Below are 24292 nucleotides of genomic sequence, written 5' to 3' on the forward strand. Positions count from 1 at the left end.
CCGCGCACCGATTCCGGTGCGAAACAGGACGAAACGGCACGCCCGGAGCTCCCCTGGACGCTGGGCCTGCTGACGACCCCCGGTTTGAGGAGTCGGGCGAAGCCCAAGCACTGTTTTTTAGCATCCTGCTAAGTCCTAAGTGGCAGGTGGCAGGGGCTGGTGGGGGCGAAAAATGCGAGTGAACTCGCGGCTACAACGGCACACAGTCCGCCTGCGCGGCGCCTTCGCGGACTCCATCGGCGCGGGGAGCGGCGGTGGCGCGATCCGGACAGATCGCAGGGATGATGAGGATGGAGAGGAGGCCCGGCTGCGGAGTGCGGCCGGGCCTCTGTTCCTGATCGATCACGGTGAGTGGGCGGATCAGCACCGCGGCCGGGGACGCCACCGATCTCCGCGAAGGCGGAGAGTGTGCCGTTGTAGCCGCGACTTGAGTCGCATCTTCTCGACCGAAATCCGCATCTTCCCCGCCGAAATCCGCATCTTCCCTCCCCGAATCCCCGTCTTCCTCCCCGACGCGCACCTCCGAACCCGCATCTTCCCCCGTTCGGCTACCGGGTCAGTCGATGAAGCGGCCTTCGGCGGCGAGGGCCTCGAGGAGGCGGCCGCGCTCGTTTTCGTCGCGGGCGGCGGCCTGCAGCGCGGGGGTGGCGTGGTGGCGGGCGCCGCAGGCGCTGCAGGTGACCCACTGCTGGTCCCACAGCCGCTCCTCGCGCCAGGTGCCGGCGCACTCCGCCAGCACGTGGCGGATGCCATGCGCGTCGCTCGCGATCTCCTCCTCCGACACCAGGTCGTACGGCTCCAGCGACGGCTCGAAGTGGCAGGCGTAGCAGGTGAGCACGTGCGGCAGGCCGATGCGCGCGCCCGCGCGCAGCCGCAGCGGGCGGGCGCAGCGCGGGCACTCGCCGGCGAACCACTTCACCACGTAGGCGCCGGTGTAGAAGCGGTGGGCCAGGAACGCGCCGATGCAGAACGACAGCACCGGCCACGGATAATGCGGCGGAAGCCACACCACGTACGGGCAGATTCCCCAGAACACGCCGATGGACAGCGCCGTCTTCAGCACGCGCCAGGGGTACGGCTGGTAGACGACGCCCAGCCGCGCCGGCATGGGCGGGTGCGCGCGCAGCACCAGGTGCACCTGCGGGGTTTCGACGTCGGGCATTGGGCGACGTGGGTTCGGCGTGTCCCCCGAAAGGTAAGGAGCGGGGGACCGGCGCGGCAGGGGCGTCACGGAAGATGGACGATCGATGCGCGTCCGACGCATCCGCGCCGCCCTCTCCCCGCGCCTGAGAGCGCTCGCCCTCTCCCGTTCCGGGCGAGGGGGCGGCCCCGGCGGCGGCGCGGCCTGCGGATTCGATTCGCAGGGACGTTTTCTCGCGCCGGGTGCCCTGCCCTGCTCTCGCGTGTGGCTACGAGCTCGGGGCGCCGAAAGGGGACGCGTCGTAGTGGGCGAGGAGGTCGGCCGGGTCGTCGTAGATGGCGGCGGCGTCCTTGAGCGCCTCATCGTCCCAGCCGCCGCAGCGCAGCGCGACGCAGCGGACGCCCGCGCGGTTGGCGGCGGTGACGTCGTACGGGGTGTCGCCCAGCATCACCGCCTCGCCGGGCGCGCAGCCGCCGTTCTCCAGCGCCGCCTCGACGATGTCGGGGGCGGGCTTGGAGGCGTCGGCGTCGGACGACGAGGTCTTCGCCTCGACGACGTCGGCCACGTTCGCCGCCTTCAGCAGCGCGGCCATGTCGTCCTTGCTGGCCGAGGTGGCCACCACCAGCGTCATCCCGTCGCCCCGCATCCGCTCCAGCAGCTCGCGGGCGCCGGGAAAGGGGCGGCACCCCGGGAGATAGCGCTCGCGGAAGATCTTTCCCCGCCGCTCCTTCATCAGCTCGCCCTGCTCCGACTCCTCCGCCAGCCCGGTGAGGCGTGGGAGGACGCGGTCGCCGCCCATCCCGATCATCCGCCGCACCTCGCCGAACGCCACCTCGTGGCCGAACTCGTGGCAGACGTCCACCCAGGCGTGCGCGTGGGCGTCGTTGGTGTCGATGAGCGTTCCATCCACGTCCAGCAGCACCGCGCGCGGACGGCTCATCCCTCCTCCGCGTCCAGCCGCGTCAGCCCCGTGACCGCGGGGCCGTTCAGCACCAGCTCGCCCGTGGGCGAGAAGCGCGAGCCGTGGCAGGGGCAGTCCCAGCTCTTCTCCTCGCTGTTCCAGTGCACCACGCACCCCAGGTGCGTGCAGTACGCCGAGCACTGGTGCAGCGCGCCGCTGTCGTCGCGGTACGCCGCGATCTTCTTCGCTCCGCGCTGCAGGATGGCGCCCTCGCCGGGGCGGATCTCCGCGCCGCTGGCCACCTCGCCGCCCAGCGGCAGCAGCTCGGCGAGCTTCGCCGCGACGTCCAGGTTCTCTTCCAGGAACATCTTGGCCGAGTCCAGCGAGAGCGTCTTCCGGCTGGGGTCGTACAGCTTCTCCCACGGGTTGGGCCGCCCCAGGATCAGGTCGGAGATCAGCATCCCCGCGATGGTCCCGTGCGTCATCCCCTGCCCCGAATCTCCCGTGGCCAGAAAGACGTTCTCGTGCGTGGGGTCGCGCCCGATGAAGCCCATGTAGTCCACCGGCTCCAGCACCTGCCCGGACCAGCGCAGCTCGAACGACCGCACCGGAAAGCGCTCGCGCGTCCACGCCTCCAGCCGGGCGTAGCGCTCGGCCGCGTCGTCGTGGTGGCCGGTCTTGTGGTCCTCGCCGCCCACGATGAGCCACACGGACGACGGATCGCCGTCCACGGGCTGCGTGCGGACGTAGTGATACGGGTCCAGCGTGTCCCAGAAGAGGATGCGCGGCACCGCCCCCGCCGGGATGCGCCCGGCGACGACGAAGGTGCGATAGGGCGCCTGCTTGGTGTGCATGGTCACCCGGTCGTGCACCGGCGAGTTGGTGCACATGACGACGGCCGCGGCGCTCACGCTGAAGCCGTCGCCGCTCACCTTCGGGCGCGCGCCGCTCTCCACGCCGTTCACGTGGTTGCCGGTGTGGACGCGCCCGCCGGCGGCCTGCACCGCGGTGGTCAGCCCCTCCAGGTACTTCAGGAGATGGAACTGCCCCTGGTTGGGATAGCGCAGCGCCGGGCCGCTGTCCCAGCTGTCGATGGGGATGCGGGGGACGATCTCCAGCCCCTGCGCGCCGGCGCGGGTGGCGGCGTCGCGCTCCTTCTCCAGGAACGAGACGTCGCGGTCCGGGCCCAGGAACCAGTAGCCGTCCACGCGCTCGAAGTCGCACTCGATGGCGTTCTCGCGGACGATGCGCTCGATGGTGTCGATGGCGCCCTGGTGGCTGTCGTGGGCGATGCGGGCGCCATCCTTTCCGTGCACCTTCTCCAGCACCTGGTAGTAGTCGTCCATGGCGCTGGTGAGGTGGGCGGTGGTCTGCCCGCTCTCGCCGCCGCCGACGGCGTTGTCGTCCAGCACCACGACGTTCTGCCCGGCCTTCGCCAGGTGGTAGGCCACGCTCATCCCCGCGATCCCCGCGCCGACCACCACCACGTCGGCGGTGACGTCGCCGGTCAGGCGCGGGAACTCGCGCTGCGGGTTGGTCTGCTCCCAGACGGACAGCGAACGCTCCGACGACTGCATCCCCCACCTCCCCCGTTCACGCGTGCACGATCACCACGCATCCGGACAGGGGATGCGCGTGAGGCAGAGGGGGCGTTGCAAACCCCGTACGCGGCGGAAGAGAAGTGCGGAAGTGCGGAAGTGCGGAAGTGCGGAAGTGCGGAAGTGCGGAAGTGCGGAAGTGCGTTCGGCGGGAAGTATACGTTTGTGGTCGTACAGAGTGTGCGGTAAAAAGATCACGTCAGCTACGATTCTGCCCCCGAGAGAATCACTTACACAACGGAGGGGAGATGCAGATCGGCGGTTCGAAGACCTGGTTGTCTGGCAAAGGGCGCGGGATCTTTCGCTGGCAGTCTACCGCATCACGGATGAAGGACGCTTCAGGAGCGACTTCGGTCTGAAGGACCAGATCCGTCGTGCGGCGGTTTCCGTCATGTCGAACATAGCGGAAGGGTTCGAGCGCTACAGCCGGAGCGAGTTCCGGCAGTTCCTGGGAATCGCACGCGGGTCGGCTTCAGAAGTCCGCAGCCAGCTGCACCTCGCCCGCGGGTTGGAATACCTGAACGAATCCGAGTTCCAGGACCTCTACGGATTGTGCTTTGAAGTGAGCCGGCTGCTCGCATCCCTTCGCGCCAACACCGGCTCACAATAAAGCTCTCACGCACTTCCGCACTTCCGCACTTCCGCACTTCCGCACTTTTGGTCAGCTGCGGACGATCTGCACGCCGCCGGAGCCGGTGTCGATGATGAGGCGGCCGCGGCCATCGCCGAGGGTGCCGGTGAAGTGGTCGCGGGCGGAGCGGCGCACCGCGGCGGGAACGTTCACGTGGATGCCGCCGCTCCCGGTGTCGATGTCCGCCTCCGCCCCGAAGTCCGCGGGGACGGCCAGCGTGACGCCGCCGGAGCCGGTGTCGATCTTCACGTGGTCGGCGTCGCGGCGCAGGCGCAGGTTCACGGCGCCGCTCCCGGTGTCGATGTCCACGATGCGCGCGTCGACCGCGTCCAGCCGCACGCCGCCGGAGCCCACGTCCACGTGCAGCCGCGCCACCGCCAGGTCCGTCCCCTGCACGCCACCGCTCCCGGTGTCGATGTCCAGTCCCGCGCCGCGCACGTTGGTGGCGCGCACGCCGCCCGAGCCGGTGTCCAGCCGGATGTCGCCCTCGGCGTCGGTGACCTCGATGCCGCCGGAGCCGGTGTCCAGGTTCAGCGGGCCGCGGGTGCCCGTGGCGTGGATGGACGAGGCGTAGCCGTTCACGCGCAGGTCGCCGCGCACGTTGCTCACGTCGACGCGGCCGACCGCGTTGTGCACCGCGACGGTGCGACCGGCGGGGACGAGCACGCGCACGTCGGCCCAGGCGCGGGTGCCGCTGCCGGAGCCGCGCACCGTCACCCGGCTGCCGCCGCCCAGGAGCCGGCGGTCGCCGCCGAAGGTGCCGTTGGAGCGCACCTCCACGGTGGTGCTGGAGGTGCGCCCCATCGCCGGGTAGATGACGCGGTCGCCGGGATAGGCCACGGCCAGGTTGCGGAAGCCGCCCGCCTCGCCGCGGCGGACGGCGAGCTGGCGCGCGTCCTCGCCGCCGCGGGTGAGCTCGACGACCACCGACGAGCCGCTCCCCGCCTCGACGCGCACCTGCCCGGCCAGGTTGTACACGGCCACGCGCTCGCCCTCCAGCGTGTAGCGCTCCTGCGCGCGCGCCGGCCGCGCCGCCAGCACCGCCGCGGCCACGGCGCACGCGCCGATCACTGCCCCGCGCATCTGCATTCGTCCTCCGGGGGTGGGATGAGAACTTCGGATGATTCGGATGATTCGGATGATTCGGGTGATTCGGGTGATTCGGGTGATTCGGGTGATTCGGTGATTCGGTGATTCGGGTGAAACGATGTGAAACGGTGTCGAAAACGCGAGTGAACTCGCGGCTACAACGGCACGCAGTCCGCCTTCGCGGACTTCCCTTCCCCGCCATCTCCGCACGTCGAAATCATCCGCGCGAGGAGAACGAACGCACTCACGCACTTCCGCACTTCCGCACTTCTTCACAGGCTCACCCACCAGTTCACCTTCACCAGGAAGACGTTCGTGGCGCGGTAGTGCGAGAGCGCGTCCAGGTCGTGCCAGAGACGGAAGCGGCCGTCGTCCACCGCGCCGTCGCGGGAGTGCGACCAGGCGAAGTACATGGTGGAGCCCAGGCGGTATTCCCAGCGCAGCACCGCGTTCAGGTTGAAGGCGCGGTAGTCGAAGTCCGGGTTGTCCCAGCTCAGGCCGCTGGCGCGAAAGGTCCCGTCCTCGTCGCGCGTCGTCGCCAGCGGCTCGAAGCGGTCGCCGAACGCCCGGGCGCGCGGGTCGGCCACCTCCATGAAGCCGCCGTACGTCCCCGCGCTGACGAAGGGCTGCGCGTACAGTTGCAGCGACAGCGTGGGCGAGAAGGTCTGGTTCACCCGCGCCGACATCCCCACCGTCTCCTGCCGCAGGTCCGCGAACACGTAGTGCGTCGAGCCCGCCCCGTCCGCCGGCGCGTCCACGTACTGCCATCCCCCCCGGTTCCGCGTGTAGAAGGGCGAGAGGGAGACGGAGGTCCCCGGCGAGGGGCGCCAGTTGGCGTAGAGGGAGACGTTCCAGCTCCACCCGCCGGTCTGGTCCTCGAGCGACCAGTTGTAGTCGAACGAGCCGTTCAGCGCCTTGCGGTCGTCCGTCCACGCCCCGCCCCAGCCGTTCGTGGACGCGGGGCGGAGGATGGCCGGGCCGCCGCGCAGCGCGCTGGTGCTGATGGACGCAAGGTCGCGCTCGATGCCGCCGTAGAAGCCCCAGTAGCTCTTCAGGCTCCACGAGCCGTTCACGTTGGCGCCGCGCTGCGTCAGGTCGCCGCCGAAGTCGCGGCCGTCGAAGGCGTTGAAGTTCACGTTGAAATTGCGGAACGGCCCGACCGGGTTGAACTGGCGGAACTGGAAGTAGGCCGCGTTCACCACCTCGTCGGCATCGCGCTGGTAGCCCAGGTCGTTCACCTCGAAGCCGGGGGTGCGCACGATCCCCAGCAATCCTCCCTGCCAGCGCCCTTTCACCCGCTGCAGCGCCCAGCTCCCCGCCCACCCCGCCAGCGACGTCGCCGCCGAGTCCACGCGCAGGTACGACGCGTCCGGGCGCTGGTAGTAGCGCGCGGGGGATTCCTGCAGCGCGACGATGGCGTCCGTCGATCCGCGGACGTTCGAGCCGAGGACGTACGCGCTGGCCAGCCACGCGTCGTTCCCCCAGCGGTGGGTGAAGTCCGCCCCGCCGGCGAAGGCGTCCGACGGCAGGTCGCCGATCCCCGTGCCCCCCAGCGAGCGGTGGACGGCGGTGCCCACGAAACCCAGCTGCGTCTTCCCGCCGCCCATGTCGCGGCGCGCGCGGAAGACGCCGAAGCCGGTCATCGGCTCCACCACCTGGCTCCTCGCCACCCCGCCGTCCATCACCGCCCCCCGCTCCTCCCCCGTCAGCGCGGCGAGGGTGCCGACCGACCAGCCGGAGCCGACGCGGCCGGAGAGCTTGGCGGCGCCCAGGATGGTGCTCTGCCGCGGCTGGTCCACGTAGTCGCCGTCCAGCGCGAGGTGCGGGGTGCGGCCCACGCGGCGCGAGTAGAAGAGCGACTCGTTGGACCCGTCGCCCAGGCCGATGGCGAAGCGGAAGATGTCGGCGCCCTCGGTGAAGAAGGGGCGGCGCTCGGAGAAGAACGACTCGTACTGCGTGAGGTTCACCTGGCTGGGATCGGCCTCCACCTGCCCGAAGTCGGGGTTCACCGTGGCGTCGAGGGTGAGGTCGGAGGTCAGGCCGTACTTCAGGTCCAGCCCCGCGGAGCCGTGCAGGTCGGTGGGCGAGTAGAAGGGATCGAGCCGCGTTCCCGGCGCGCGGCGGACGGAGCTGACGGTGTAGGGGAGGAGCTCCAGCCGGCGGGGAGACGGAAGGTTGCGCATCCCCCGCAGCTCGCCGAAGCGGGCCACCGTGCGCGAGTCGTCCTTGCGCAGCGGCGCCCAGTAGCTTTCCTCGTTCACCCGGGCCACGGCGCGCGCGCCCTCGAACCCCCACGTGCCGTCCCCGTCCGCGGCGAAGCGCAGCGCGGAGAGGGGGATGCGGAACTCGGCGCTCCATCCGTGCTCGTCGCGGCTCACGGCCACGTCCCACACCGCGTCCCAGCCCACGTCGTCGTCGGCGCCGTCGGTGAGGATGAAGTCGCGCTTCACCCCCGCGGGGTTCACGCCGAAGGCGTAGGCGCTGCGCCGGTCGTGGCGCGAGTCGAAGGCCACCAGCAGCCAGTCCGACGGCGACCCCTCGTCGCGCCGCGTCAGCTGCGAGCGGATGAGCGCCGGCTCGGCGTCGTAGCCGCGCATGGCCACGTAGACCGCGCCGTCGTCGAAGGCCACGCGCATCACGGTGGGAAAGCGCGAGGGCTTGCCCTCGTCGGGATCTTTCTGGACGAAGCCGGCCGCCGAGTCGGCGGCGGCCCAGACGGGGTCGTCGAGCTTCCCGTCGATGGTGGGCGCGCCCGTGGCGGCCGTGAGCCGGTAGGCGGTGAGGGCCTGCGCGGCGCCCACGGAGGTGTCGGCCGCGAGGCTTGCGGAGAGAATGAGCGCGGCGAGCATCGGGAAATCCGGTCCGCGAAACGTAGGAAGGGGGAGGTGAGCCCGGCTCACCTCCCCCGTACGCGGCTACCGGCGGGTGAGTTTCACGTCTCCCGAGAAGGTGCTCACCGTCACGCTGGCGTCGCCCGCGCCGACCCGCGCGGTGGCGTTGCGGCGGTTCTCGCGCTGCACCCGCGCGCCGGGATAGTCCACCGAGATGCCGCCGCTGAAGGTGGTCATCTCCACGCTGGCCGAGGCGTTCGCGGCCAGCTGCAGCGTCACGTCGCCGCTGTGGGTGGTGAGCTCCAGGTCGGCGTCGCGGGCCAGGTCGCCGGACAGCACGATCCCCCCGGCCACGGTCTGGAAGGTGCCGCTGAGCCCGCGCCCCGTCACCCGGATCCCGCCGCTCACGCTGTGCACCTCGGCGCGGCCGCGCATCGACGCGATCTCCACGTCGCCGCTCACCGAGCCCGCCTCCACCTCGCCGGTGGCGGCGGTGATGCGCACGGTGCCGCTCACGCTGTTGGCCTCCACCCGGTCGCGCACGGTGCCGCCGACGGTCACCGGGCCGCTCATGGAGTTGGCCTCCACGCGCTCGGCGGTGGCGTCCACGTCCACCGGGCCGCTGCGCGAGACGGCGGTGATGTGCCGCGAGCGCCCGCCGGTCACGCGCACCGGGCCGCTCACCGAGTGGGCCTCCACGTTGCCCGCCATCCCGGTGACGGTAACGCCGGCCGCGACCACGTTCACCTCCAGGTCCTTCCGGGCGGGGACGCGCACCTCGATGCTGGAGCCGCGCCCGCCGTGGCCGCCGTAGCCGTTGCCGCCGCGGGGAACCACGCGCACCACCACGCCGTCGCCCTCGTCCTCCACGTCCACCCGGTCGCGGTCCGAGCCCAGGGTGCCGGTCACCTGCACCTGGTTGCGGTCCCACGCCACCACCCGCACCTCGCCGGTGGGGTTCTGGATCTCCACCGCGCCCGTGGGGCCGGTGTTCCGCGTCACGTTCACCTGCTGCTGCGCCCGCGCCGGTCCGGCGCCCGCCGCCACGAGGGCGGCGGCGGCGATCATGGTCTTGACCCGCATGGTGGGAATCTCCCCGTCGTGTCCGTGTAGCCTTCAGCTCCGGGTCAGAGCTCCACCGCCTGGCGGAGCATCTTCACCTTCGCGTCGTAGGTGGCCCCGAGCATCTGCACCAGCTCGCGGCTGTTGGGGTCCTTCGCCAGCGCCGCGCGCGACTCGGCGATCGCCTGGTCGATGATGCGAAGGTTGGTCTCCAGCGTCCGCACCGTCTCGGGCGCCATCTGCGCGCGCCGCGCCTCCAGCACGCCAGCCAGGTCGCCGATCGCCTTCTCGTAGTCCTGCTCGGCGGGGTGGAAGGCCGCGAACGCCGTCCCCTGCCCCGCCGCCGCCGGCCTCCCGCCGCCGTTCACCGCCGGCGTCGCGGGATCCGGCGCGACCGTCTCCTGCGTCCCCGCCGTCTGCGTCCCCGCAGCCGGGCCGGTGACGTGCACCGGCGTTCCGATCGCCACCGGGCCCGCCGGCCCCTGCCGCCGCATCAGCACCGCCGTGACGGCGGACGACGAGGCGACCAGGACCAGCGCCGCGGCCGCCTGCAGCGCCCAGCGCGGAGGCTGCCAGGGGCGGCGCCGGGGAACGAGGGGGATGACCTTCGTCTCCTCCACCACCGCGAGCTCCGCCATGGCCGCGCGGGGTTCCAGCCGCTCCGCGATCCCCGCCCACAGGTCGCGCCGCGGGGCGATGCCGGCGGGAAGCGCCTGTGCCATGGCCAGGAGCGAGCGGATGGCCTCCACCTCGGCGCGGCACTCGTCGCACGCCTCCACGTGGCGCTGCACCCGCACCCGCTCGATGTCCGGCAGCTCGCCCGAGGCGAAGTCGTCGAGCCGTTCCGTTGCCTGTTCGTGCGTCATCGGTCCAGTGCCTCCCTGAGGAGCCGGCGCGCCCGGTGGAGCTGCGCCTTGCAGGTGCCCACGGCCAGGCCGTGCATCTCCGCGATCTCCTCGTGCTTGTAGCCTTCCACGTCGTGCAGCACGAACACCGTGCGCGCCCCCGGCGGGAGCGTGGCGATGGCGCGCTCCAGGTCCATCGCCTGCCCCGGGTCCGGCGGGCGGCCGGGAGATTCGTACGCCTCCAGGTCGTCGGTGCCGAACACCCTGCCGATGCGGATCCCCTCGGCGCGCCGGTCGCCCAGGCACACGTTCACCGCCAGCCGGTGCAGCCAGGTGGAGAAGGCGCTCTTCCCCTCGAAGCTGGCCAGCTTCTGCCAGGCGCGGACGAACACGTCCTGCGCGAGCTCCTCGGCCTTGGTCCCGTCGCCGCAGATGCGCAGGCAGAGCGCGTACACGCGGTCCAGGTGCTGGCGGTAGAGCTGCTCGAAGGCGGCGACGTCGCCCTGCTGGGCGCGGCGGACAATGGCGTCCGTCGCCGCGGGGGCCGCGTCTTCAACCAGCATGGTCGCCATCGAGTCCGGCCGTCGGAGGGTTCGCCGTTTTCCCGCTGCCAATCTGATGCACGGCGCACCCGGTTGGTTTAAACGGAGATCCGGCGGGCGATCCAGCCCCGGCGCGGCGGCGTGCCCCGGCCGTGGACGACCCGCGCTGCGGGAAGGGGGATGAAGAGTACCGCATGGGGGATTCGGAGGAACGTGAGCGGGAGGTCCCGCGGGAAGGTGATGCGGAGGAAGGAGATAAGATAATACGTCGCACGCGGTTCGTCAGTCGCGGGGAGACGAATTGATCGGATCGGGGGAGAGAACCAAGCGTCGGGAGGAGACTCAGCGCGAGGAGAAGCTTCGTCGTAAAGCGGAGATATCCTGCCCGCCTTGCTGGCCCCCTCCCCCGGCTCCTCCGCCCGCTCCGCGGGGGAGGGGAGAACTCATCGCGGGATGGATGGTGGAGCGATCCCGCCGCGCCGCGCCCTCTCCGGCCGGCTCAGGCCGTCCACCTCTCCCGTACCGGGAGAGGTAGCTGGACGGCATCGCTGCTCCATCGCCACCCTCCCGCCCGCCTGGCTGGACCACGCTGCGCGACCAGACCTCCGAGCGCGCCGCGATGCTGGGCTGGGCCTCGCGACCCACCGCAGCCGATGAGTGCACAAGTGCTTGCGCGCCGCCATCGAAGTTACCCCCTCCCGTTATCGGGCCCCGTTATCGGGAGGGGGTACGCGGCCCCAGCCGCGGGGGGAGGGCCCCGGGGGCGCCGCGGAGACGCACCCGAAGCCCTCCCCTCGCCGAGTTCTGTGAAGCCAACCGTGTTCGGGGCCCCCGCCGGGCCGGCTAATCCCCCGCGACCGGTGCCCCCGCGTCGGCCGTCATCTCCGCGCGGGCGATCTCCACCGCCTGCTGGCGCGGCGCGGGGACGACCGCCGCGAGCGCGGGCGACCAGAGCACGCGCCGCACCCGCCAGAGCAGCGCCACCGCCACCACGGCAAGCGACAGCACCAGCCCGCTCCAGATCCCCACGTGCCGCATCCCGGTGTGGAAGCCCAGCACGTACGCCACCGGGATTCCGATCCCCCAGTAGCCGATCAGGGTGATCCACATCGGCACGCGCGTGTCGGCCGCGCCGCGGAGCAGCGAGAGCCCCGTCACCTGCGCGCCGTCGAACACCTGGAAGAGCGCGGCGGTGAAGAGCAGCGCCGTGCCGTACGCCATGATCTCGCGGTCGCTGGTGTACAGCCCGATCAGCTGCCGCGGGAAGAGCAGGAACGCCAGCGCGCACAGCGACATGAAGCCGATGGCCACCACGTAGGTGGCCAGCCCCGCGCGGTGCACGCCGCGCCGGCTTCCCGCGCCCAGGTGGTGTCCCACGCGGATGCCGCCGGCGGCGCTGGCACCCACCGCCACCATGAAGGTGACCGAGGCGATGTTGATGGTCACCTGGTGCGCGGCCAGCTGCACCGGGCCCAGCCACCCCATCATCACCGCGGCGAACGAGAAGGTGCCCACCTCGGCGCCCACCTGCGCCCCGATCGGCGCACCGATGGCCGCGATGCGCCGCATCCGCGCCGGCACCGGCCGCAGCCGCACGCCGCGGAACGGCGACAGCTCGGGGTGCCGCGCCACGTACACGCCCATCACCGCCAGCACGGCCCAGCGCACGATGCTGGTCGACAGCCCCGACCCCACCACGCCCATCGGCCGCACCACGCCGGGCACGCCGTAGATCAGCAGGCGGTTGCCGAGCACGTTCACCGCCACGCCCACGAACATCATGGTCATGGCCACGCGCGTGCGGCCCATGGCGTCCAGGTACACGCGCAGCGCCATGAACAGCATCAGCGGGAGCACGCCGGGGGCCAGCGCCATCATGAACCTGCCCGCCAGCGCGGCCACCTCGGGGTCCTGCCCCAGCGACAGGGCAATCGGCCGGCCGAGGATCGACGCCACGGTGATGGGGATCGATACCAGCACGGCCAGCCAGATCCCCTGCACCGCCACGCGCCGGCACTCGGCGCGGTCGCCCGCGCCGAAGCTCTGGCTGACCAGAGGCGTCATCCCCATCAGCATCCCGCTCATCGTCACCAGCAGGGAGAAGTGGATGCCGCTCCCCAGCCCGGCCGCCGCCAGCGACGCGGCGCCCAGCGGGCCGACCATGATGGTGTCGGTCGTCGTCATCGCCACGCCGCCCAGCTGGCCCACGATGATGGGCCCGGCCAGGCGCAGCAGCTGCCGCACCTCGTGCGCGAACAACCGCCCCCGCCGCCGCCGTCCTCCGGGCGAAAGCCCGCCCCGCGGCCTCCCCCGCTCCAGTGTCGCCGTCCCCATCATCCCCTCCGTCCATTCCCCGTTCTCGATCGATCGCTTCCGATTACTCTCAATTCCTCCAGCATCGCCGGATCTCACGCGGAGCCGCGGAGACGCGGAGGAGCAGCCCCAACACCTCCGCGTCTCCGCGGCTCCGCGTGAGATCCAGCCGGGCCTGGAGACGCCGGGATGCAAGGTGATGCGTCGGGCCCCAATAGCAGAGGGCCCCGCGGTCCGGTGATCCGCGGGGCCCCCTTGCTGCCGTCCAGTCGGCGTCGCCTCAGTTGCGCTCCTGCGCCTGCTGGGCGGCCGTCATGGCCAGCAGCTTGGTGTCGCCCGCGGAGATCAGGGCCTCCGCGAAGTCCTGGCGCTCTTCCAGGACGTTCAGGCGGCTGTCGATGGATACCAGCAGCTCGCGAATGCGGTGCGTATCATTCGGGTCCGCGTTGGAGGCGCGGAGCTTCTGCTGCGTCATCACCTCCAGCAGCGCGCCCAGGCGCTTGGAGAGCGGACGCAGGATCAGCACGGCCCCCGTGGTGAGGGTCAGCGTGACCAGCACGGTCAGCGAGACGATGTCACCCGAATTCATGGAAGCTCCTTCAGGTTCGGGGCCGGTGCGGCACCTTCCGCGACCGCGGCCGGGGGGTCCGGGCGAACGAACCGCCGCACATCACCCCCTTTCGCAAACGTATGCGGAAAGCCCGGAACGGGCAATGCCTTCGCGCAAGGGGGCGCGGGGGACGGGCGTCAGGCCGCGGTGGCGCCGGAGCGGACGCCGGCGGGCGCGCGCCGCGGCGATTTCGTCTTCCGCCGCTGCTCCAGCCAGGCGGGGATGCGGATGGCGAGGAGGACGGCCAGCACCGCGGCGTAGACCAGCGGCTCGCGCACGTCCTTCTTCACCGACCACAGGAAGTGGATCACCCCCAGCACCGCCGCGGCGTAGACCAGCCGGTGCAGCTTCACCCAGCGCGGCCCCAGCCGCCGGATGCTCGCCTTCGTGGACGTGAGGGCGAGGGGGACGAGGAGGCAGAACGCGGTGAAGCCGGCGGTCACGTACGGATGCTTCACCACGTCGGCCACGATGTACGCCGGCGCGAACGCCTGGTCGCCCAGGTAGATGAAGAAGTGCAGCACGGCGTAGAAGAAGGCGAACAGCCCCAGCGGCCGCCGCGCGGCGATCACGCCGTTCCACCCGCTGATGCGCCGCACCGGCGAAACCGCCAGCGTGCACAGGAGGAGGACCAGCACCGCCTTTCCCGTGCGGTGGGTGATGTCCTTCACCGGGTCCGCCTCCAGCGTCCCCGTCACGCCCGCCGTGACGAGGAGGACCATCGGCAGAAGCCCGCCGGTCCAGACGGCGGGCTTCAGCACCCTGCGGAGCACGCGCTCGGCGCCGGAGCTCAGAAGTACCTCCGCAGGTCCATCCCCCGGTACAGCCCGGCCACCTGCCCGGCGTAGCCGTTGAACGGGAGCGTCGCGCGGCGCTTGAACCAGCCGTCGCCGATGCGGCGCTCGCGGGCCTGGCTCCAGCGCGGGTGGTCGACGGCGGGGTTCACGTTGGCGTAGAAGCCGTATTCGTTGGCCGCGGCCCGGTTCCACGCCGTCTGCGGCTGCTGCGCGGTGAAGCGGATGCGCACGATGGATTTGATGGACTTGAATCCGTATTTCCACGGCACCACCAGCCGCAGCGGCGCGCCGTTCTGCGCGGGGAGCGGGCGGCCGTAGATCCCCGTCGCGAGAAGTGTCAGGGGATGCATCGCCTCGTCCATCCGCAGCCCCTCCACGTACGGCCAGTCGAGCACGCTGCGGCGCTGTCCGGGCATCTGCTCGGGGTCCAGCAGCGTGGTGAACTCCACGAACTTCGCGGAGGGCTGCGGCTGCGCGCGGGTGACGACGTCGCGCAGCGGGATGCCATCCCACGGGATCACCATCGACCACGCCTCCACGCAGCGGAAGCGGTAGGTGCGGTGCACGGTCTGGCTCGCGCGGACCAGGTCGTCCAGCGCGTAGCGGCCGGGGCGCGCGCACAGCCCGTCCACCAGCACCGTCCACGGGCGGACGCGGAGCTTGCCCGGGGCGTTGGCGGCCGGGTCCTCCTTCCCCGTGCCGTACTCGTAGAAGTTGTTGTAGCTGGTGATCTGCTCCCAGCTGTTGGGCTCGTCGTCCTGCGCGCCCTCGGCCACCGTGCACGCCCCCAGCAGCGTGGACGCGCCGGCGGCGGAGAGCGCGGCGGCCGCGGCGGTGCCCAGGAAGCGGCGCCGGTCCAGGTAGTCGCGCTCCGGCGTGATCTCGGACGACGGGATGTCGTCGGGCCTGCGGATCAGCATGGGAACCTCTCGTTCTTCGTTCGATCTGACAGCGGTATCGGCGGCACGACGGATCTTTCGGTGCGGCTCGATCCATCTTCGTGCAAGACAGCCAAAGCGATGGTGGGAGATGGACCTGGGTGCGTCTCGCCGGCGCCGCGGCCCTCTCCCCCCGCCCCCTCCCCAAAACTGCCTGGGGGAGGGGAAGATCTCAGGGTGAGGAGAGGCATCCGCGGCTCCGAGGCGGCATCCTGCCCGCCTCGCTGGCCTCCTCCGATCGGATGCAGGAGCGCGGCCAACGTGATACTCCGTCGCGGGATGCGGCGATGGCGGACGGTCACGGGAGATGCGGGGCGCGGTCGCCCGCGCCCCTGATTACCTCACCGCGCTGCCGGATCTCGGGCCAGCGCCTCGAGGCGGGCGATGCGCTCCTCCATCGGCGGGTGGGTGGAGAACCACTTGGTGAAGCCGCCGCCGCTCACCGCCGCGAGCGGGTTCACCTGCGCCAGCGGGGCCACCGCGGGCGACACGTCCATGGGGATGCGGTGCGCGCCCATCTCCAGCTTGCGCAGCGCGTTGGCCAGCGAGCGCGGGCGGCCGCTGATCTGCGCGCCCACCGCGTCGGCCTTGAACTCGCGCTGGCGGCTGATGGCGAGCTGCACGACCATGGCGGCCAGCGGCGCCAGCAGCAGCATGGCGATCATCACGAACGGGTGCACGTCGCGCCGGTCGCGGCCGCCGCCGAAGAAGAAGCCGAAGTGCGCCAGGTTGCTGATGGCGCCCGCCAGCGTGGCGGTGACCGTCATCAGCAGCATGTCGCGGTTCTTGATGTGCGCCAGCTCGTGGGCGATGACGCCCTCCAGCTCGTCGGGGCTCACCGCGCGCAGGATGCCCTCGGTGACGCAGACCACGGCGTGCTCGGGGTCGCGGCCGGTGGCGAAGGCGTTGGGCTGCACGTGCGGCGCGAGGGCGACCGTGGGCATCGGCAGCCCGGCGCGCTGGCGCAGGCGGTCGACCATGGCGTACAGCTCGGGCGCCTGCGCCTGGTCCACCACCTGCGCGCCGTACATGCGCAGCACCATCTGCGCGCTGGCGAAGTAGGCGAAGAAGTTCATCCCCACGGCCAGCACCAGCGCCATCACCAGCCCGCTCTGGCCGCTGATCATGCTTCCCACCGCGCCCAGCAGCGCGGTGAGGCCGGCCATCATCAGGAAAACCTTCACGTTGTTCATCTCTCGTTTCCTCCTGGATCTGCGGACCTTCTGTTCGATCCGACTTCATCGCGGAGCCCTCCCCCCGCGGCTGGGGCCGCGTACCCCCTCCCGATCACGGGAGGGGGTAACTTCGATCGTGGCGCTCCGGCAATTGCGCACTCCGTCGCCTGACGTGGGATGCGTGGCCCGGCCCGGCCCTCTCTCCGCGTCCCTCGCGCTAATATCCCTTCAGCCGCAGCACGGGGCGGCGGAAGAGCGGGTTCGGGTTGGTGTCCGCCGCCTTCGCGCCCGGCTTCGTGCCGGCGGGGTGCGACAGGCGGCGGCGCATTTTCGCGCCGCGGGTGAGGCCGCCGCGGGTCATCGCCGCGCGCACGTCGGCCGACACGGGCGCGTGCACGACCTCGCGGCGATCCGCGCCGGGGCCGGGGGAGGCACCCGCATCTCCATCCCCCGAATCCCCACCGCGCTCGTCGTCGCTCGGCGGGGGGCGGAGGAGGGAGAAGGCGATGGAGCCGCCGATCAGCGCCGCGATCACCGCCAGCGAGACGAGCACGGGCACCTTCACCACGTCGGCCAGCAGCATCTTGCCGCCCACGAACACCAGCACCATCGCCAGCCCCACCTTCAGGTACACGAACCGGTGCACCACCCCCGCGAGGAGGAAGTACATCGACCGCAAACCAAGGATGGCCATGACGTTGGAGGTGTAGACCAGGAACGGGTCCTTGGTGACCGCGAAGATCGCGGGGATGCTGTCCACCGCGAACACCAGGTCGGTGACCTCCACCATCACCAGCGCCATCAGCAGCGGCGTGGCCATCCGCCGGCCGTTCTCGCGGGTGAAGAAGCGCTGCCCGTCGTACTCCGCGGAAAACGGGATCAGCCGCCGCACCATCCGCAGCACGGGGTTGCTCGCGGGGTCGAAGCCCTCGTCCTTGCGCACGGCCAGCTTGATCCCGGTCAGCAGCAGGATGCCGCCGAACAGGTAGATCACCCAGTGCCAGCGCTCCAGCGCGTACGCCCCGGCGGCGATGAAGCCGCCGCGCATCACCAGCGCGCCCAGGATGCCCCAGAACAGCACGCGGTGCTGGTAGAGGCGGGGCACGGCGAAGTACGAGAAGATCAGCGCGATGACGAAGATGTTGTCGACCGCGAGCGACTTCTCCACCAGGTAGCCGGTGAGGAACTCGAGCGCCGGCTGCCGCCCCGCGAACGCCCAGATGGCCGCGTTGAAGAGCAGCGCCACGCACACCCAGATGCCGCTCCAGAGCGCCGCCTCGCGCAGGCGGACCTCGTGCGCCTTGCGGTGGAACACGCCCAGGTCCAGGGCCAGCATCGCCAGCACGAAGCCGTTGAAGGCCACCCAGAACCAGATGCTCGTCGCCATTCCGCGTCCCTCCCTTGTCGTCGGCACCGCAGGGCAACAAAAAAGCGAGACCCTACGGCACGATGAACGTGCTCGTAGTGGTCTCGCCGAGGCAGCTTGCGCTCCTCCCGCGCGTCCGGGGGCGCCGGTGGCACCCCGTCTTGACGATCCGCGCGATGCCGGCGCCCGCGGGCGCCGGTGGGCTACTCCCCACAATTCGATGTGCTCGAACAATCGGCACGTTCCGGGCCGCGGTCAACGCCCGCGGGCTCCTCCTCATCCCCCGCTAATCTCCGGCGGGAAAGCGAAAAGGCCGCGCGGGGAAGCGCGGCCTTCTCGTCGGTCCTTCGCGAAAGCGCCGTTCAGAACGCACCGAACGGGTTTTCCACGCCGCTCACCGAGGCAGCCTCGATGGGGTCTTCCTCGCCGACGATCATCGTGGTGGTCGGGTCTTCCTCGCCGACGGCCAGCGTGGTGGCCTCTTCCTCGCCGATGATGCTGGTGGTGCCATCCTCTTCGCCGATGGGCTTGGTGGTGGAAGGCATGGGTGTGTCTCCGTGTCAGGGGGGACGGGCGCGCGGCCCGGATTTGGTGGGATGCGGGTCTGGAGCCGCGCCGATGCCGGCGCGCTACTCACATCTCCCGCAAGATAATGGCATCCGCCACCCCGCTCAATCCGCCACGCCGTTCATCTCCCGGCATCCCGTATTCCGAACCCCGAGGAAGAATCTGCATACCGCGCACCGGCGGCTGAAGCCGCAGCAACAACTACGGGAAGCCTCGCAAACTGCGCGAGGCTGTTCGGCCGGCATCGGAGGCGGATAGGCGAACCGGAGGCGTTCTGTTGGCTTGGGTCGAGCGAAGATGCCGAGGCTGGGAGTCCGCGAAGGCGGACTTCGGGCCGTTGTTGCCGCGATTTCAATCGCCCTTCCACGGCCCCGGCACCGCGTGAGATCCGCCGTTTTCGGCTACGCGCGCCCGGCGCCCTCCAGCATCCGGCGGGCGTAGGAGAGCGCGCCGGCGACGGCGTCGGAGACGGCGGGGCGGACCTCGAAATCCTGCTCGTCGTCGTCCAGCGCGCGCTTCACCACGTCCGCGTAGAAGTCCACGCCCAGCACGCCGCCGTGGAAGACCACGGGAACGGGGCCGCTCCACGGCGCCATCCGCCGCGCGAGGGCCACGGCGTGGCGGGCCAGCTCCCGCGCCTCGCGCTCCACCACGCCGAGCGCGACCGCATCCCCCCGCTCCGCGGCCTCGATGACGTGCACGGCCAGCGCGGCCACGGCGGCCTTCTCCGAGCGCCCGGCCCAGGGCGGGATGCCGCTGGGCCCGTCCAGCCCCAGCAGCTGCAGGAAGTGCGGGAGCAGGCTCGTCCCCGCGCCGCGGCCGTCGGCGGCGCGGAGGGCGGCGGCCAGGCCGTTGCGGCCGATGCTCCACGCGCTCCCTTCGTCGCCCACCACCATCCCCCATCCCCCGCACCGCTCCACCCGCCCGTCCTCGCCGCGCGCGTAGGCGACGGAGCCGGTGCCGGCGATGATCATCACCCCCGCCCGCCCGCCCAGCGCGCCGTCCAGCGCGATCTCGCCGTCGGTGACGATGCGGACGCGCCCCGCCACGCCCGAGGCCGCCAGCGCCGCCTCCACCTCGCGCCGCTCGCGCTCGTTCCCCACGCCGGCCAGCCCCGCGCAGAGGGCGACGGGCTTCTCCACGATGCCGGCCTCGGCCAGCGCCTCGCGGACCAGCGTGGCCAGCATGTCGGCGGTGGCCGCGGGGTGGCGCGGGTCCACCAGCCCGGCCGGGCCCACGCGCCGGGCCAGCTCGCGCCCCTCGTCGTCGGCCAGCGCGAGCGTGGTCTTCGTCCCCCCGCCGTCGATCCCGGCGAACACCGGCGCGTCGCTCACGCGAGGTCTCCCCCCGTCCCGCCGCCCGCGCCCGCGCCCGCGGGCAGGTGCGCCGCGTGGTCGCTGGCGCGGCGGCGGCGCGGGGCCTCGGCCAGCTCGGCGGTGGAGAGCGTGGGCCGGTTCAGCGGCCGCCCCTCCTTGCGCACCACGTACGCCTCCATGGCGAAGTATTCGGGGAGGCCGAGACGGTCGACGATCCGGGCCGTCGCCGTGTTGCGCTCCTCCACGCGCTGCCAGAACTCGCGGTCGTCCTGCCCCGGGAACGGCGCCTTGTCCTTCTGGCTCTGGTGCTTGTAGATGGCCATGATCTTCAGCCGCAGCTCCTCTTCCGAGAGCGGGACCAGCACGTCGGCCTCGCTCACCGCCCACTCCTGCCAGGCGCCGCGGTAGTACCACATCTCGGGCGCGTCGCCGCTGTACTCGGCCAGCGCGCTCTCCACCGCCTCCAGGCACATGCGGTGGGTGCCGTGCGGGTCCGACAGGTCGCCCGCGACGAAGATCAGCTCCGGGCGCACCCGCTCCAGCAGCTCCAGCACGATGCGCACGTCCTCGGGGCCGATGGGGTCCTTGCGCACCTTCCCGGTCTGGTAGAAGGGAAGGTCCAGGAAGCACGCCTGGTCGCGCCCCATCCCGAAGGTCTCGATCCCGCTCACCGCCTCGGCCTCGCGGATGCGGCGCTTGATGGTCAGCACCTCGGGGATGTCCACCTGCCCCGGCCCCTTCTCGTCCAGGAAGCGCTCGATCCGCCCCGTCAGCTCGTCCACCTTGCCGTCGGCCAGCATGAAGTCGCGGTTGAAGCGCTGCAGCCAGTCCAGGTAGCGCCGCACCTCGTGGTCGAACACCGCGATGTTGCCGGAGGTCTGGTACGCCACGGTGATGCGGTTTCCGTTCTGGTGCAGCTTGTTCAGGATCCCGCCCATCGAGATCACGTCGTCGTCCGGGTGCGGGGAGAAGACGATGATCCGGCAGTCGGTGGGCAGCCGGCTCCGGCCGCGCACCTTGCTCAGCAGCTCGTTGAAGATCTCGCCGTTCAGCGGCCCCGCGCTCCCGTAGCGGGCGACGAGCGACGACAGGTGGTGCTCGCGGTAGTCGTCGGTGTCCAGCTTCAGGATCGACTTCCCGGTCTTCTCGCTCAGCCAGATGACCGCCTCCATCTCCATCTTCCGGTCCCACCTCACCTCGCCCACCACCCACGGCGTCTTGATGCGCGTGAGCTCGGCCGAGGCCGCGGGGTCCAGGTAGAAGGTGGCGTGCGGATGGTTCTGGAGATACGTCGCCGCCACGTCGGGATCGGGCTCGCCCTCCACCGAGCGGCGGACGATGGCGGCCTTGTGCTCGCCCGTCGCCACGAGGGCGATCTCGCGCGCCTCGAGGATCGTGGCCACGCCCATGGTGATGGCCTCCATGGGCACGTTGTCCTCGCCGAAGAAGTCGGCCGCGGCGTCGCGCCGGGTCACCGTGTCCAGGGCGATGAGGCGGGTGCGGCTCTCCACCCCCGAGCCGGGCTCGTTGAAGCCGATGTGCCCCGTCTTCCCGACCCCCAGGATCTGGAAGTCGATGCCGCCCGCGTCGCGGATCGCCTGCTCGTACCAGCGGCAGAACTCCTCCACCTTCTCGCGCGGCACGTCGCCGGCGGGGATGTGGACGTTCTCCCTGGGGATGTCGATGTGGTCGAACAGGTTCTCCCACATGTACCGGACGTAGCTGTGGATGCTGTCCGGCGGCATGGGATAGTACTCGTCCAGGTTGAACGTGACCACGTTGGAGAAGTCCAGCCCCTCGTCGCGGTGCAGCCGGATCAGCTCGCGGTAGATGCCGATGGGGGTGCTGCCGGTGGCCAGGCCGAGCACGGCCGGGCGCCCGGCGGTGTTGCGCTCGCGGATCAGCGCCGCGATGCGCTCGGCGATGGTCCGGGCGATCTGGTCGTACTCGACGATGACGACGGGAACGCGCTCACGGGTCTGCGCCATCTGTTCTCAGCCGGTTCTGCGGGTCCAGTGCGTGTTTGTGAGCGGTCCCGGGCTGCACGCATCGGGCCAGCGAGCGTTCACGGGCGGGGAAGATGGAGAGGGTCGCCGCGAGTGGGGCGCAATGCGTGTCCGATTTCGTCCCATCGCTCCCGAGGGCGCATTCTGCACGGCAGGATCTCCGCCGCCTGCGCGAAGGGCCGCCTCAGCCGATCTCACGCGGAGACGCGGAGGCGCGGAGGTGCGTGGGAATCTCCTCCGCGTCTCCGCGTCTCCGCGTGAGATCCCAGGGAGGAGGAGGTGAACGCGATAACCGGATTGAGCGGGGTGGTTGATTGCATTATGTTGCGGGAGATGTGTGGATCTCGCGTGAACTCCGGCGGGAGGACGAGATGCGCGGCACCCCCGGCGCGGCGGACGCGCAAGACGGCCCCGGCGTGGCGACGGACGGCGGCGCCTTCCCTCCCGGGATCCTGACGGCCATCCTCCTCCCCCAGGACCGTATCGCCCGCGAGCCGCTGGGCCGCTGGGCGGAGCGGCTGTCGCAGCGGCTGGCGCGCGTCCGCGCGGAGATGCGCGCGCCCCGCGCGCTGGCGCACGCGGTGGGGGCGATCGGCAACAACGCCGCCCTGATCGCGGCGCACGCGGGTGCCTCCGCCGCGGCGCGCGGGCTGTGCGAGCGGCAGATGGCGTGGCAGCTGCGGCTGGCGCGGCGCTCGCGCGACCGCGCCATCACCGCGCACGCGGTGCAGCCGTGGGTGAACCTGGCGCGGCTGCAGGCGCAGCAGCGCGACTGCGCGGGCGCGCTGGAGCGCCTGGCCGCGCTCCGCCGCCAGGCCGGCCAGGACGCGCTGGTGATCGGGTGCGCGCGGGTGCGCCGCGACGACTGGGAGGTCATGGCGCCCGGCCACGACGCCTTCGCCAGCTTCATGGAGAACGTCTTCGTGCTCGACTCGCTGAAGGCGCTCCTCCTGAACCGCCGCTGGGACGAGACGCTCGACTTCGCCGCCGCGCTCCCGGGCGCCACCACGCCCCCGCTGGCGCGCTTCGGCGCGGAGGCGTACGTGGTGGCCAGCATGCGCCTGGGCGACGCGGAGCGCGCGCGGGCCACCGCCCAGGCCATGCTCCCCGGCTCGCAGACCGTCTTTCCCCTGCGCCTGGCCGAGGTGCACGCCTGCGAGGGCCGCCGCGGCGAGGCCGCCCGCCTGCTGGTTCCGCTCGCCCGCCTCCTTCGCGACTCCACCCCCGAACAGCGGGCCGATCTGCAGACGCTGCACGTGATGAACCGCGTGGCCGGCGCCTGCGCCGAGGCCGGCGAGCACGGCGAAGCCCGCGCCCTGGGCCTGCTGGTGCGCCAGGGCGCGGAAACGGCGGGCGACGAGGTGATCCGCATCGAGAGCCTGCGCCTGCTCGCGGCGCTGTCATCGGACGCCGAACGGGGCGCGTGGGACGATGCCCTCGCCGCGGCGGAGGAGACGACCGAATACGTGCGCTACCGCCGGGGTGGCCCCGCGCCCCCGGCCGCCGCCGTCGAGCACCTCCTCCAGCATCTCCACGAGGTGTTCGCGAGCTGATCGCGGATCGTCCGGCAGAACGGATCCGCACGGAAAAGCAGAGGAGCAGGGATTCGATCCCCGCTCCTCTGCTTCATTCTTCCGGCGGACCCGGGATCACCCGTCCGGCAGCAGCTCGCCCACCGCCTTCAGGCGGCGGCGCATGTGCTTCAGGAGAAGGCGCGCCAGCTCGTCGGCCGAGTCGCACACCGAGGCGTCCCACGCGAAGCCGCTGTCCAGCGCCACGCCCAGGCTGTCGCTGATCTCGCCGCGCCCGGCGCTCAGGTGGTCGGCGCCGGAGCGCGCGGTCAGGTCGGCGGAGTTGGTCCAAACGCGCAGGAGCACCTCGGGGCTCCCCGCTCCGATCAGGCGCAGGTCGATCGACTGTCGCGCATCGCCGTCGGGCTGCAGGGGCGCGGGGAGGACCGAGAGCCCGTCGTGGGTGCGGGTGAGCGTGTCGAACGCCCCGCGCAGCTCCTGGAGGCGCAGGCGCGCCCCGTGGGTGGTCATGGAACCCCGTTTCGGTAAGGCCGTGGTGATGCCGGGCGATGGGAGACGCGGGCCGCGCTCCTCAGCCGCCGGGCGGGCCGATCATCCGCTGGACCTCCGCGAGCACGCGGCTGGGCTGCATGGGCTTGGAGAAGCAGCCGTCGAAGAGGGAATCGGCCTCCGCCTGCTCGGCGAGGGTGAAGTCGTTCCCGGTGATGACGAGGATGGGGATTGCGCAGGTCCGCTCGTCGCCGCGCATCCGGCGCGCCGCGGCGAAGCCGTCCATCACCGGCATATCGATGTCGGTGATGACCAGGTCGGGGTGGTGCTCCAGCGCGCGCTCGAATCCCAGCGCGCCGTTGCACGCCTCCACGATGCGGTATCCGTCGTAGTTGAGGATGGCCGAGAACACGAAGCGCGTGTCCTCGTTGTCCTCCACGATCAGGATGAGCTTTTTCGGCATGCGCCCTCCGGGAGATCCGGGGGCGACACGGCGGTCCGAGGCCTGGACCGAAGCGGAGGGGCGGAAGGGGGGCCCCTGGA

The 24292-nt window shown here is 71.5% G+C and carries 21 protein-coding genes; 2 read left to right on the top strand and 19 right to left on the bottom strand.

Annotation, left to right across the window (positions count from 1 at the left end; genetic code table 11):
* Positions 1–556 precede the first annotated feature (556 nt).
* From VLK66_RS23000 to VLK66_RS23010, 3 genes are all read right to left on the bottom strand, one after another.
* Entirely contained in the window at positions 557–1162 is a 606-nt protein-coding gene (locus VLK66_RS23000) for a hypothetical protein (RefSeq protein WP_325311834.1), read from the bottom strand.
* 247 nt (positions 1163–1409) lie between these two features.
* Positions 1410–2081 carry an HAD family hydrolase gene (locus VLK66_RS23005; protein WP_325311835.1) on the bottom strand — a complete coding sequence of 224 codons (672 nt, stop codon included), beginning with the start codon at positions 2079–2081 and terminating at the stop codon, positions 1410–1412.
* Positions 2078–3619, bottom strand: coding sequence for an FAD-dependent oxidoreductase (locus tag VLK66_RS23010; RefSeq protein WP_325311836.1), 1542 nt, complete (start codon positions 3617–3619; stop codon positions 2078–2080). The genes VLK66_RS23005 and VLK66_RS23010 overlap by 4 nt, the downstream gene beginning before the upstream one ends.
* Before the next feature lie 52 nt (positions 3620–3671).
* Between VLK66_RS23010 and VLK66_RS23015 the strand changes: the two genes are divergently transcribed.
* Complete coding sequence (locus VLK66_RS23015; protein WP_325311837.1) at positions 3672–4250, top strand: four helix bundle protein; 579 nt, start codon at positions 3672–3674, stop codon at positions 4248–4250.
* Positions 4251–4301: 51 nt separating this feature from the next.
* On the opposite strand, the gene VLK66_RS23020 is transcribed toward VLK66_RS23015, so the two are convergent.
* The 14 genes from VLK66_RS23020 to nagB form a co-directional block, all read right to left on the bottom strand.
* Positions 4302–5360: a DUF4097 family beta strand repeat-containing protein gene (locus VLK66_RS23020; RefSeq protein WP_325311838.1), complete on the bottom strand. Its 1059-nt coding sequence runs from the start codon at positions 5358–5360 to the stop codon at positions 4302–4304.
* A gap of 272 nt (positions 5361–5632) precedes the next feature.
* Positions 5633–8209, bottom strand: coding sequence for a DUF5916 domain-containing protein (locus VLK66_RS23025; RefSeq protein ID WP_325311839.1), 2577 nt, complete (start codon positions 8207–8209; stop codon positions 5633–5635).
* A gap of 66 nt (positions 8210–8275) precedes the next feature.
* Positions 8276–9274 (bottom strand): DUF4097 family beta strand repeat-containing protein, encoded by a 999-nt coding sequence (locus tag VLK66_RS23030; RefSeq protein WP_325311840.1) that lies wholly within the window; start codon positions 9272–9274, stop codon positions 8276–8278.
* 44 nt (positions 9275–9318) lie between these two features.
* Positions 9319–10119, bottom strand: a complete 801-nt coding sequence (locus VLK66_RS23035; RefSeq protein ID WP_325311841.1) for an anti-sigma factor family protein — start codon at positions 10117–10119, stop codon at positions 9319–9321.
* A complete protein-coding gene (locus tag VLK66_RS23040; RefSeq protein ID WP_325311842.1) occupies positions 10116–10661 on the bottom strand; it encodes an RNA polymerase sigma factor in 546 nt (181 codons plus the stop codon). Before VLK66_RS23040 ends, VLK66_RS23035 begins: the two co-directional genes overlap by 4 nt.
* 822 nt (positions 10662–11483) lie before the next feature.
* Entirely contained in the window at positions 11484–12974 is a 1491-nt protein-coding gene (locus tag VLK66_RS23045; RefSeq protein ID WP_325311843.1) for an MATE family efflux transporter, read from the bottom strand.
* 259 nt (positions 12975–13233) lie between these two features.
* Positions 13234–13542, bottom strand: a complete 309-nt coding sequence (locus tag VLK66_RS23050; RefSeq protein ID WP_325311844.1) for a hypothetical protein — start codon at positions 13540–13542, stop codon at positions 13234–13236.
* Positions 13543–13700: 158 nt separating this feature from the next.
* A complete protein-coding gene (locus VLK66_RS23055) occupies positions 13701–14336 on the bottom strand; it encodes a protein-methionine-sulfoxide reductase heme-binding subunit MsrQ (RefSeq protein WP_325311845.1) in 636 nt (211 codons plus the stop codon).
* Between the two features lie 17 nt (positions 14337–14353).
* Positions 14354–15280, bottom strand: a complete 927-nt coding sequence (gene msrP / locus VLK66_RS23060) for a protein-methionine-sulfoxide reductase catalytic subunit MsrP (RefSeq protein WP_325311846.1) — start codon at positions 15278–15280, stop codon at positions 14354–14356.
* A gap of 359 nt (positions 15281–15639) precedes the next feature.
* Entirely contained in the window at positions 15640–16491 is an 852-nt protein-coding gene (locus VLK66_RS23065) for a zinc metalloprotease HtpX (protein WP_325311847.1), read from the bottom strand.
* Positions 16492–16690: 199 nt separating this feature from the next.
* Entirely contained in the window at positions 16691–17860 is a 1170-nt protein-coding gene (locus VLK66_RS23070) for a TerC family protein (protein WP_325311848.1), read from the bottom strand.
* 341 nt (positions 17861–18201) lie between these two features.
* Positions 18202–18384, bottom strand: a complete 183-nt coding sequence (locus VLK66_RS23075) for a hypothetical protein (protein WP_325311849.1) — start codon at positions 18382–18384, stop codon at positions 18202–18204.
* A 423-nt stretch (positions 18385–18807) separates the two neighbouring features.
* Complete coding sequence (locus VLK66_RS23080; protein ID WP_325311850.1) at positions 18808–19740, bottom strand: N-acetylglucosamine kinase; 933 nt, start codon at positions 19738–19740, stop codon at positions 18808–18810.
* Positions 19737–21710, bottom strand: coding sequence for a glucosamine-6-phosphate deaminase (nagB, locus tag VLK66_RS23085; protein WP_325311851.1), 1974 nt, complete (start codon positions 21708–21710; stop codon positions 19737–19739). Before nagB ends, VLK66_RS23080 begins: the two co-directional genes overlap by 4 nt.
* Before the next feature lie 389 nt (positions 21711–22099).
* On the opposite strand from nagB, the gene VLK66_RS23090 reads away from it, so the two are divergent.
* Positions 22100–23281 carry a hypothetical protein gene (locus VLK66_RS23090; RefSeq protein ID WP_325311852.1) on the top strand — a complete coding sequence of 394 codons (1182 nt, stop codon included), beginning with the start codon at positions 22100–22102 and terminating at the stop codon, positions 23279–23281.
* 96 nt (positions 23282–23377) lie between these two features.
* On the opposite strand, the gene VLK66_RS23095 is transcribed toward VLK66_RS23090, so the two are convergent.
* Positions 23378–23770: a hypothetical protein gene (locus VLK66_RS23095; protein ID WP_325311853.1), complete on the bottom strand. Its 393-nt coding sequence runs from the start codon at positions 23768–23770 to the stop codon at positions 23378–23380.
* A gap of 61 nt (positions 23771–23831) precedes the next feature.
* Positions 23832–24212: a response regulator gene (locus tag VLK66_RS23100; RefSeq protein WP_325311854.1), complete on the bottom strand. Its 381-nt coding sequence runs from the start codon at positions 24210–24212 to the stop codon at positions 23832–23834.
* Positions 24213–24292: the final 80 nt, after the last annotated feature.

This window comes from Longimicrobium sp., assembly GCF_035474595.1.
Classification (GTDB): domain Bacteria; phylum Gemmatimonadota; class Gemmatimonadetes; order Longimicrobiales; family Longimicrobiaceae; genus Longimicrobium.

Bases quoted from the DNA above. Each gene is read 5' to 3' on its own strand.
- VLK66_RS23000 (WP_325311834.1), bottom strand. From the start codon at position 1,162: ATGCCCGACGTCGAAACCCCGCAGGTGCACCTGGTGCTGCGCGCGCAC.
- VLK66_RS23005 (WP_325311835.1), bottom strand. From the start codon at position 2,081: ATGAGCCGTCCGCGCGCGGTGCTGCTGGACGTGGATGGAACGCTCATC.
- VLK66_RS23010 (WP_325311836.1), bottom strand. From the start codon at position 3,619: ATGCAGTCGTCGGAGCGTTCGCTGTCCGTCTGGGAGCAGACCAACCCG.
- VLK66_RS23015 (WP_325311837.1), top strand. From the start codon at position 3,672: ATGCGCGTGAGGCAGAGGGGGCGTTGCAAACCCCGTACGCGGCGGAAG.
- VLK66_RS23020 (WP_325311838.1), bottom strand. From the start codon at position 5,360: ATGCAGATGCGCGGGGCAGTGATCGGCGCGTGCGCCGTGGCCGCGGCG.
- VLK66_RS23025 (WP_325311839.1), bottom strand. From the start codon at position 8,209: ATGCTCGCCGCGCTCATTCTCTCCGCAAGCCTCGCGGCCGACACCTCC.
- VLK66_RS23030 (WP_325311840.1), bottom strand. From the start codon at position 9,274: ATGCGGGTCAAGACCATGATCGCCGCCGCCGCCCTCGTGGCGGCGGGC.
- VLK66_RS23035 (WP_325311841.1), bottom strand. From the start codon at position 10,119: ATGACGCACGAACAGGCAACGGAACGGCTCGACGACTTCGCCTCGGGC.
- VLK66_RS23040 (WP_325311842.1), bottom strand. From the start codon at position 10,661: ATGCTGGTTGAAGACGCGGCCCCCGCGGCGACGGACGCCATTGTCCGC.
- VLK66_RS23045 (WP_325311843.1), bottom strand. From the start codon at position 12,974: ATGGGGACGGCGACACTGGAGCGGGGGAGGCCGCGGGGCGGGCTTTCG.
- VLK66_RS23050 (WP_325311844.1), bottom strand. From the start codon at position 13,542: ATGAATTCGGGTGACATCGTCTCGCTGACCGTGCTGGTCACGCTGACC.
- msrP (WP_325311846.1), bottom strand. From the start codon at position 15,280: ATGCTGATCCGCAGGCCCGACGACATCCCGTCGTCCGAGATCACGCCG.
- VLK66_RS23065 (WP_325311847.1), bottom strand. From the start codon at position 16,491: ATGAACAACGTGAAGGTTTTCCTGATGATGGCCGGCCTCACCGCGCTG.
- VLK66_RS23070 (WP_325311848.1), bottom strand. From the start codon at position 17,860: ATGGCGACGAGCATCTGGTTCTGGGTGGCCTTCAACGGCTTCGTGCTG.
- VLK66_RS23075 (WP_325311849.1), bottom strand. From the start codon at position 18,384: ATGCCTTCCACCACCAAGCCCATCGGCGAAGAGGATGGCACCACCAGC.
- nagB (WP_325311851.1), bottom strand. From the start codon at position 21,710: ATGGCGCAGACCCGTGAGCGCGTTCCCGTCGTCATCGTCGAGTACGAC.
- VLK66_RS23090 (WP_325311852.1), top strand. From the start codon at position 22,100: ATGCGCGGCACCCCCGGCGCGGCGGACGCGCAAGACGGCCCCGGCGTG.
- VLK66_RS23095 (WP_325311853.1), bottom strand. From the start codon at position 23,770: ATGACCACCCACGGGGCGCGCCTGCGCCTCCAGGAGCTGCGCGGGGCG.
- VLK66_RS23100 (WP_325311854.1), bottom strand. From the start codon at position 24,212: ATGCCGAAAAAGCTCATCCTGATCGTGGAGGACAACGAGGACACGCGC.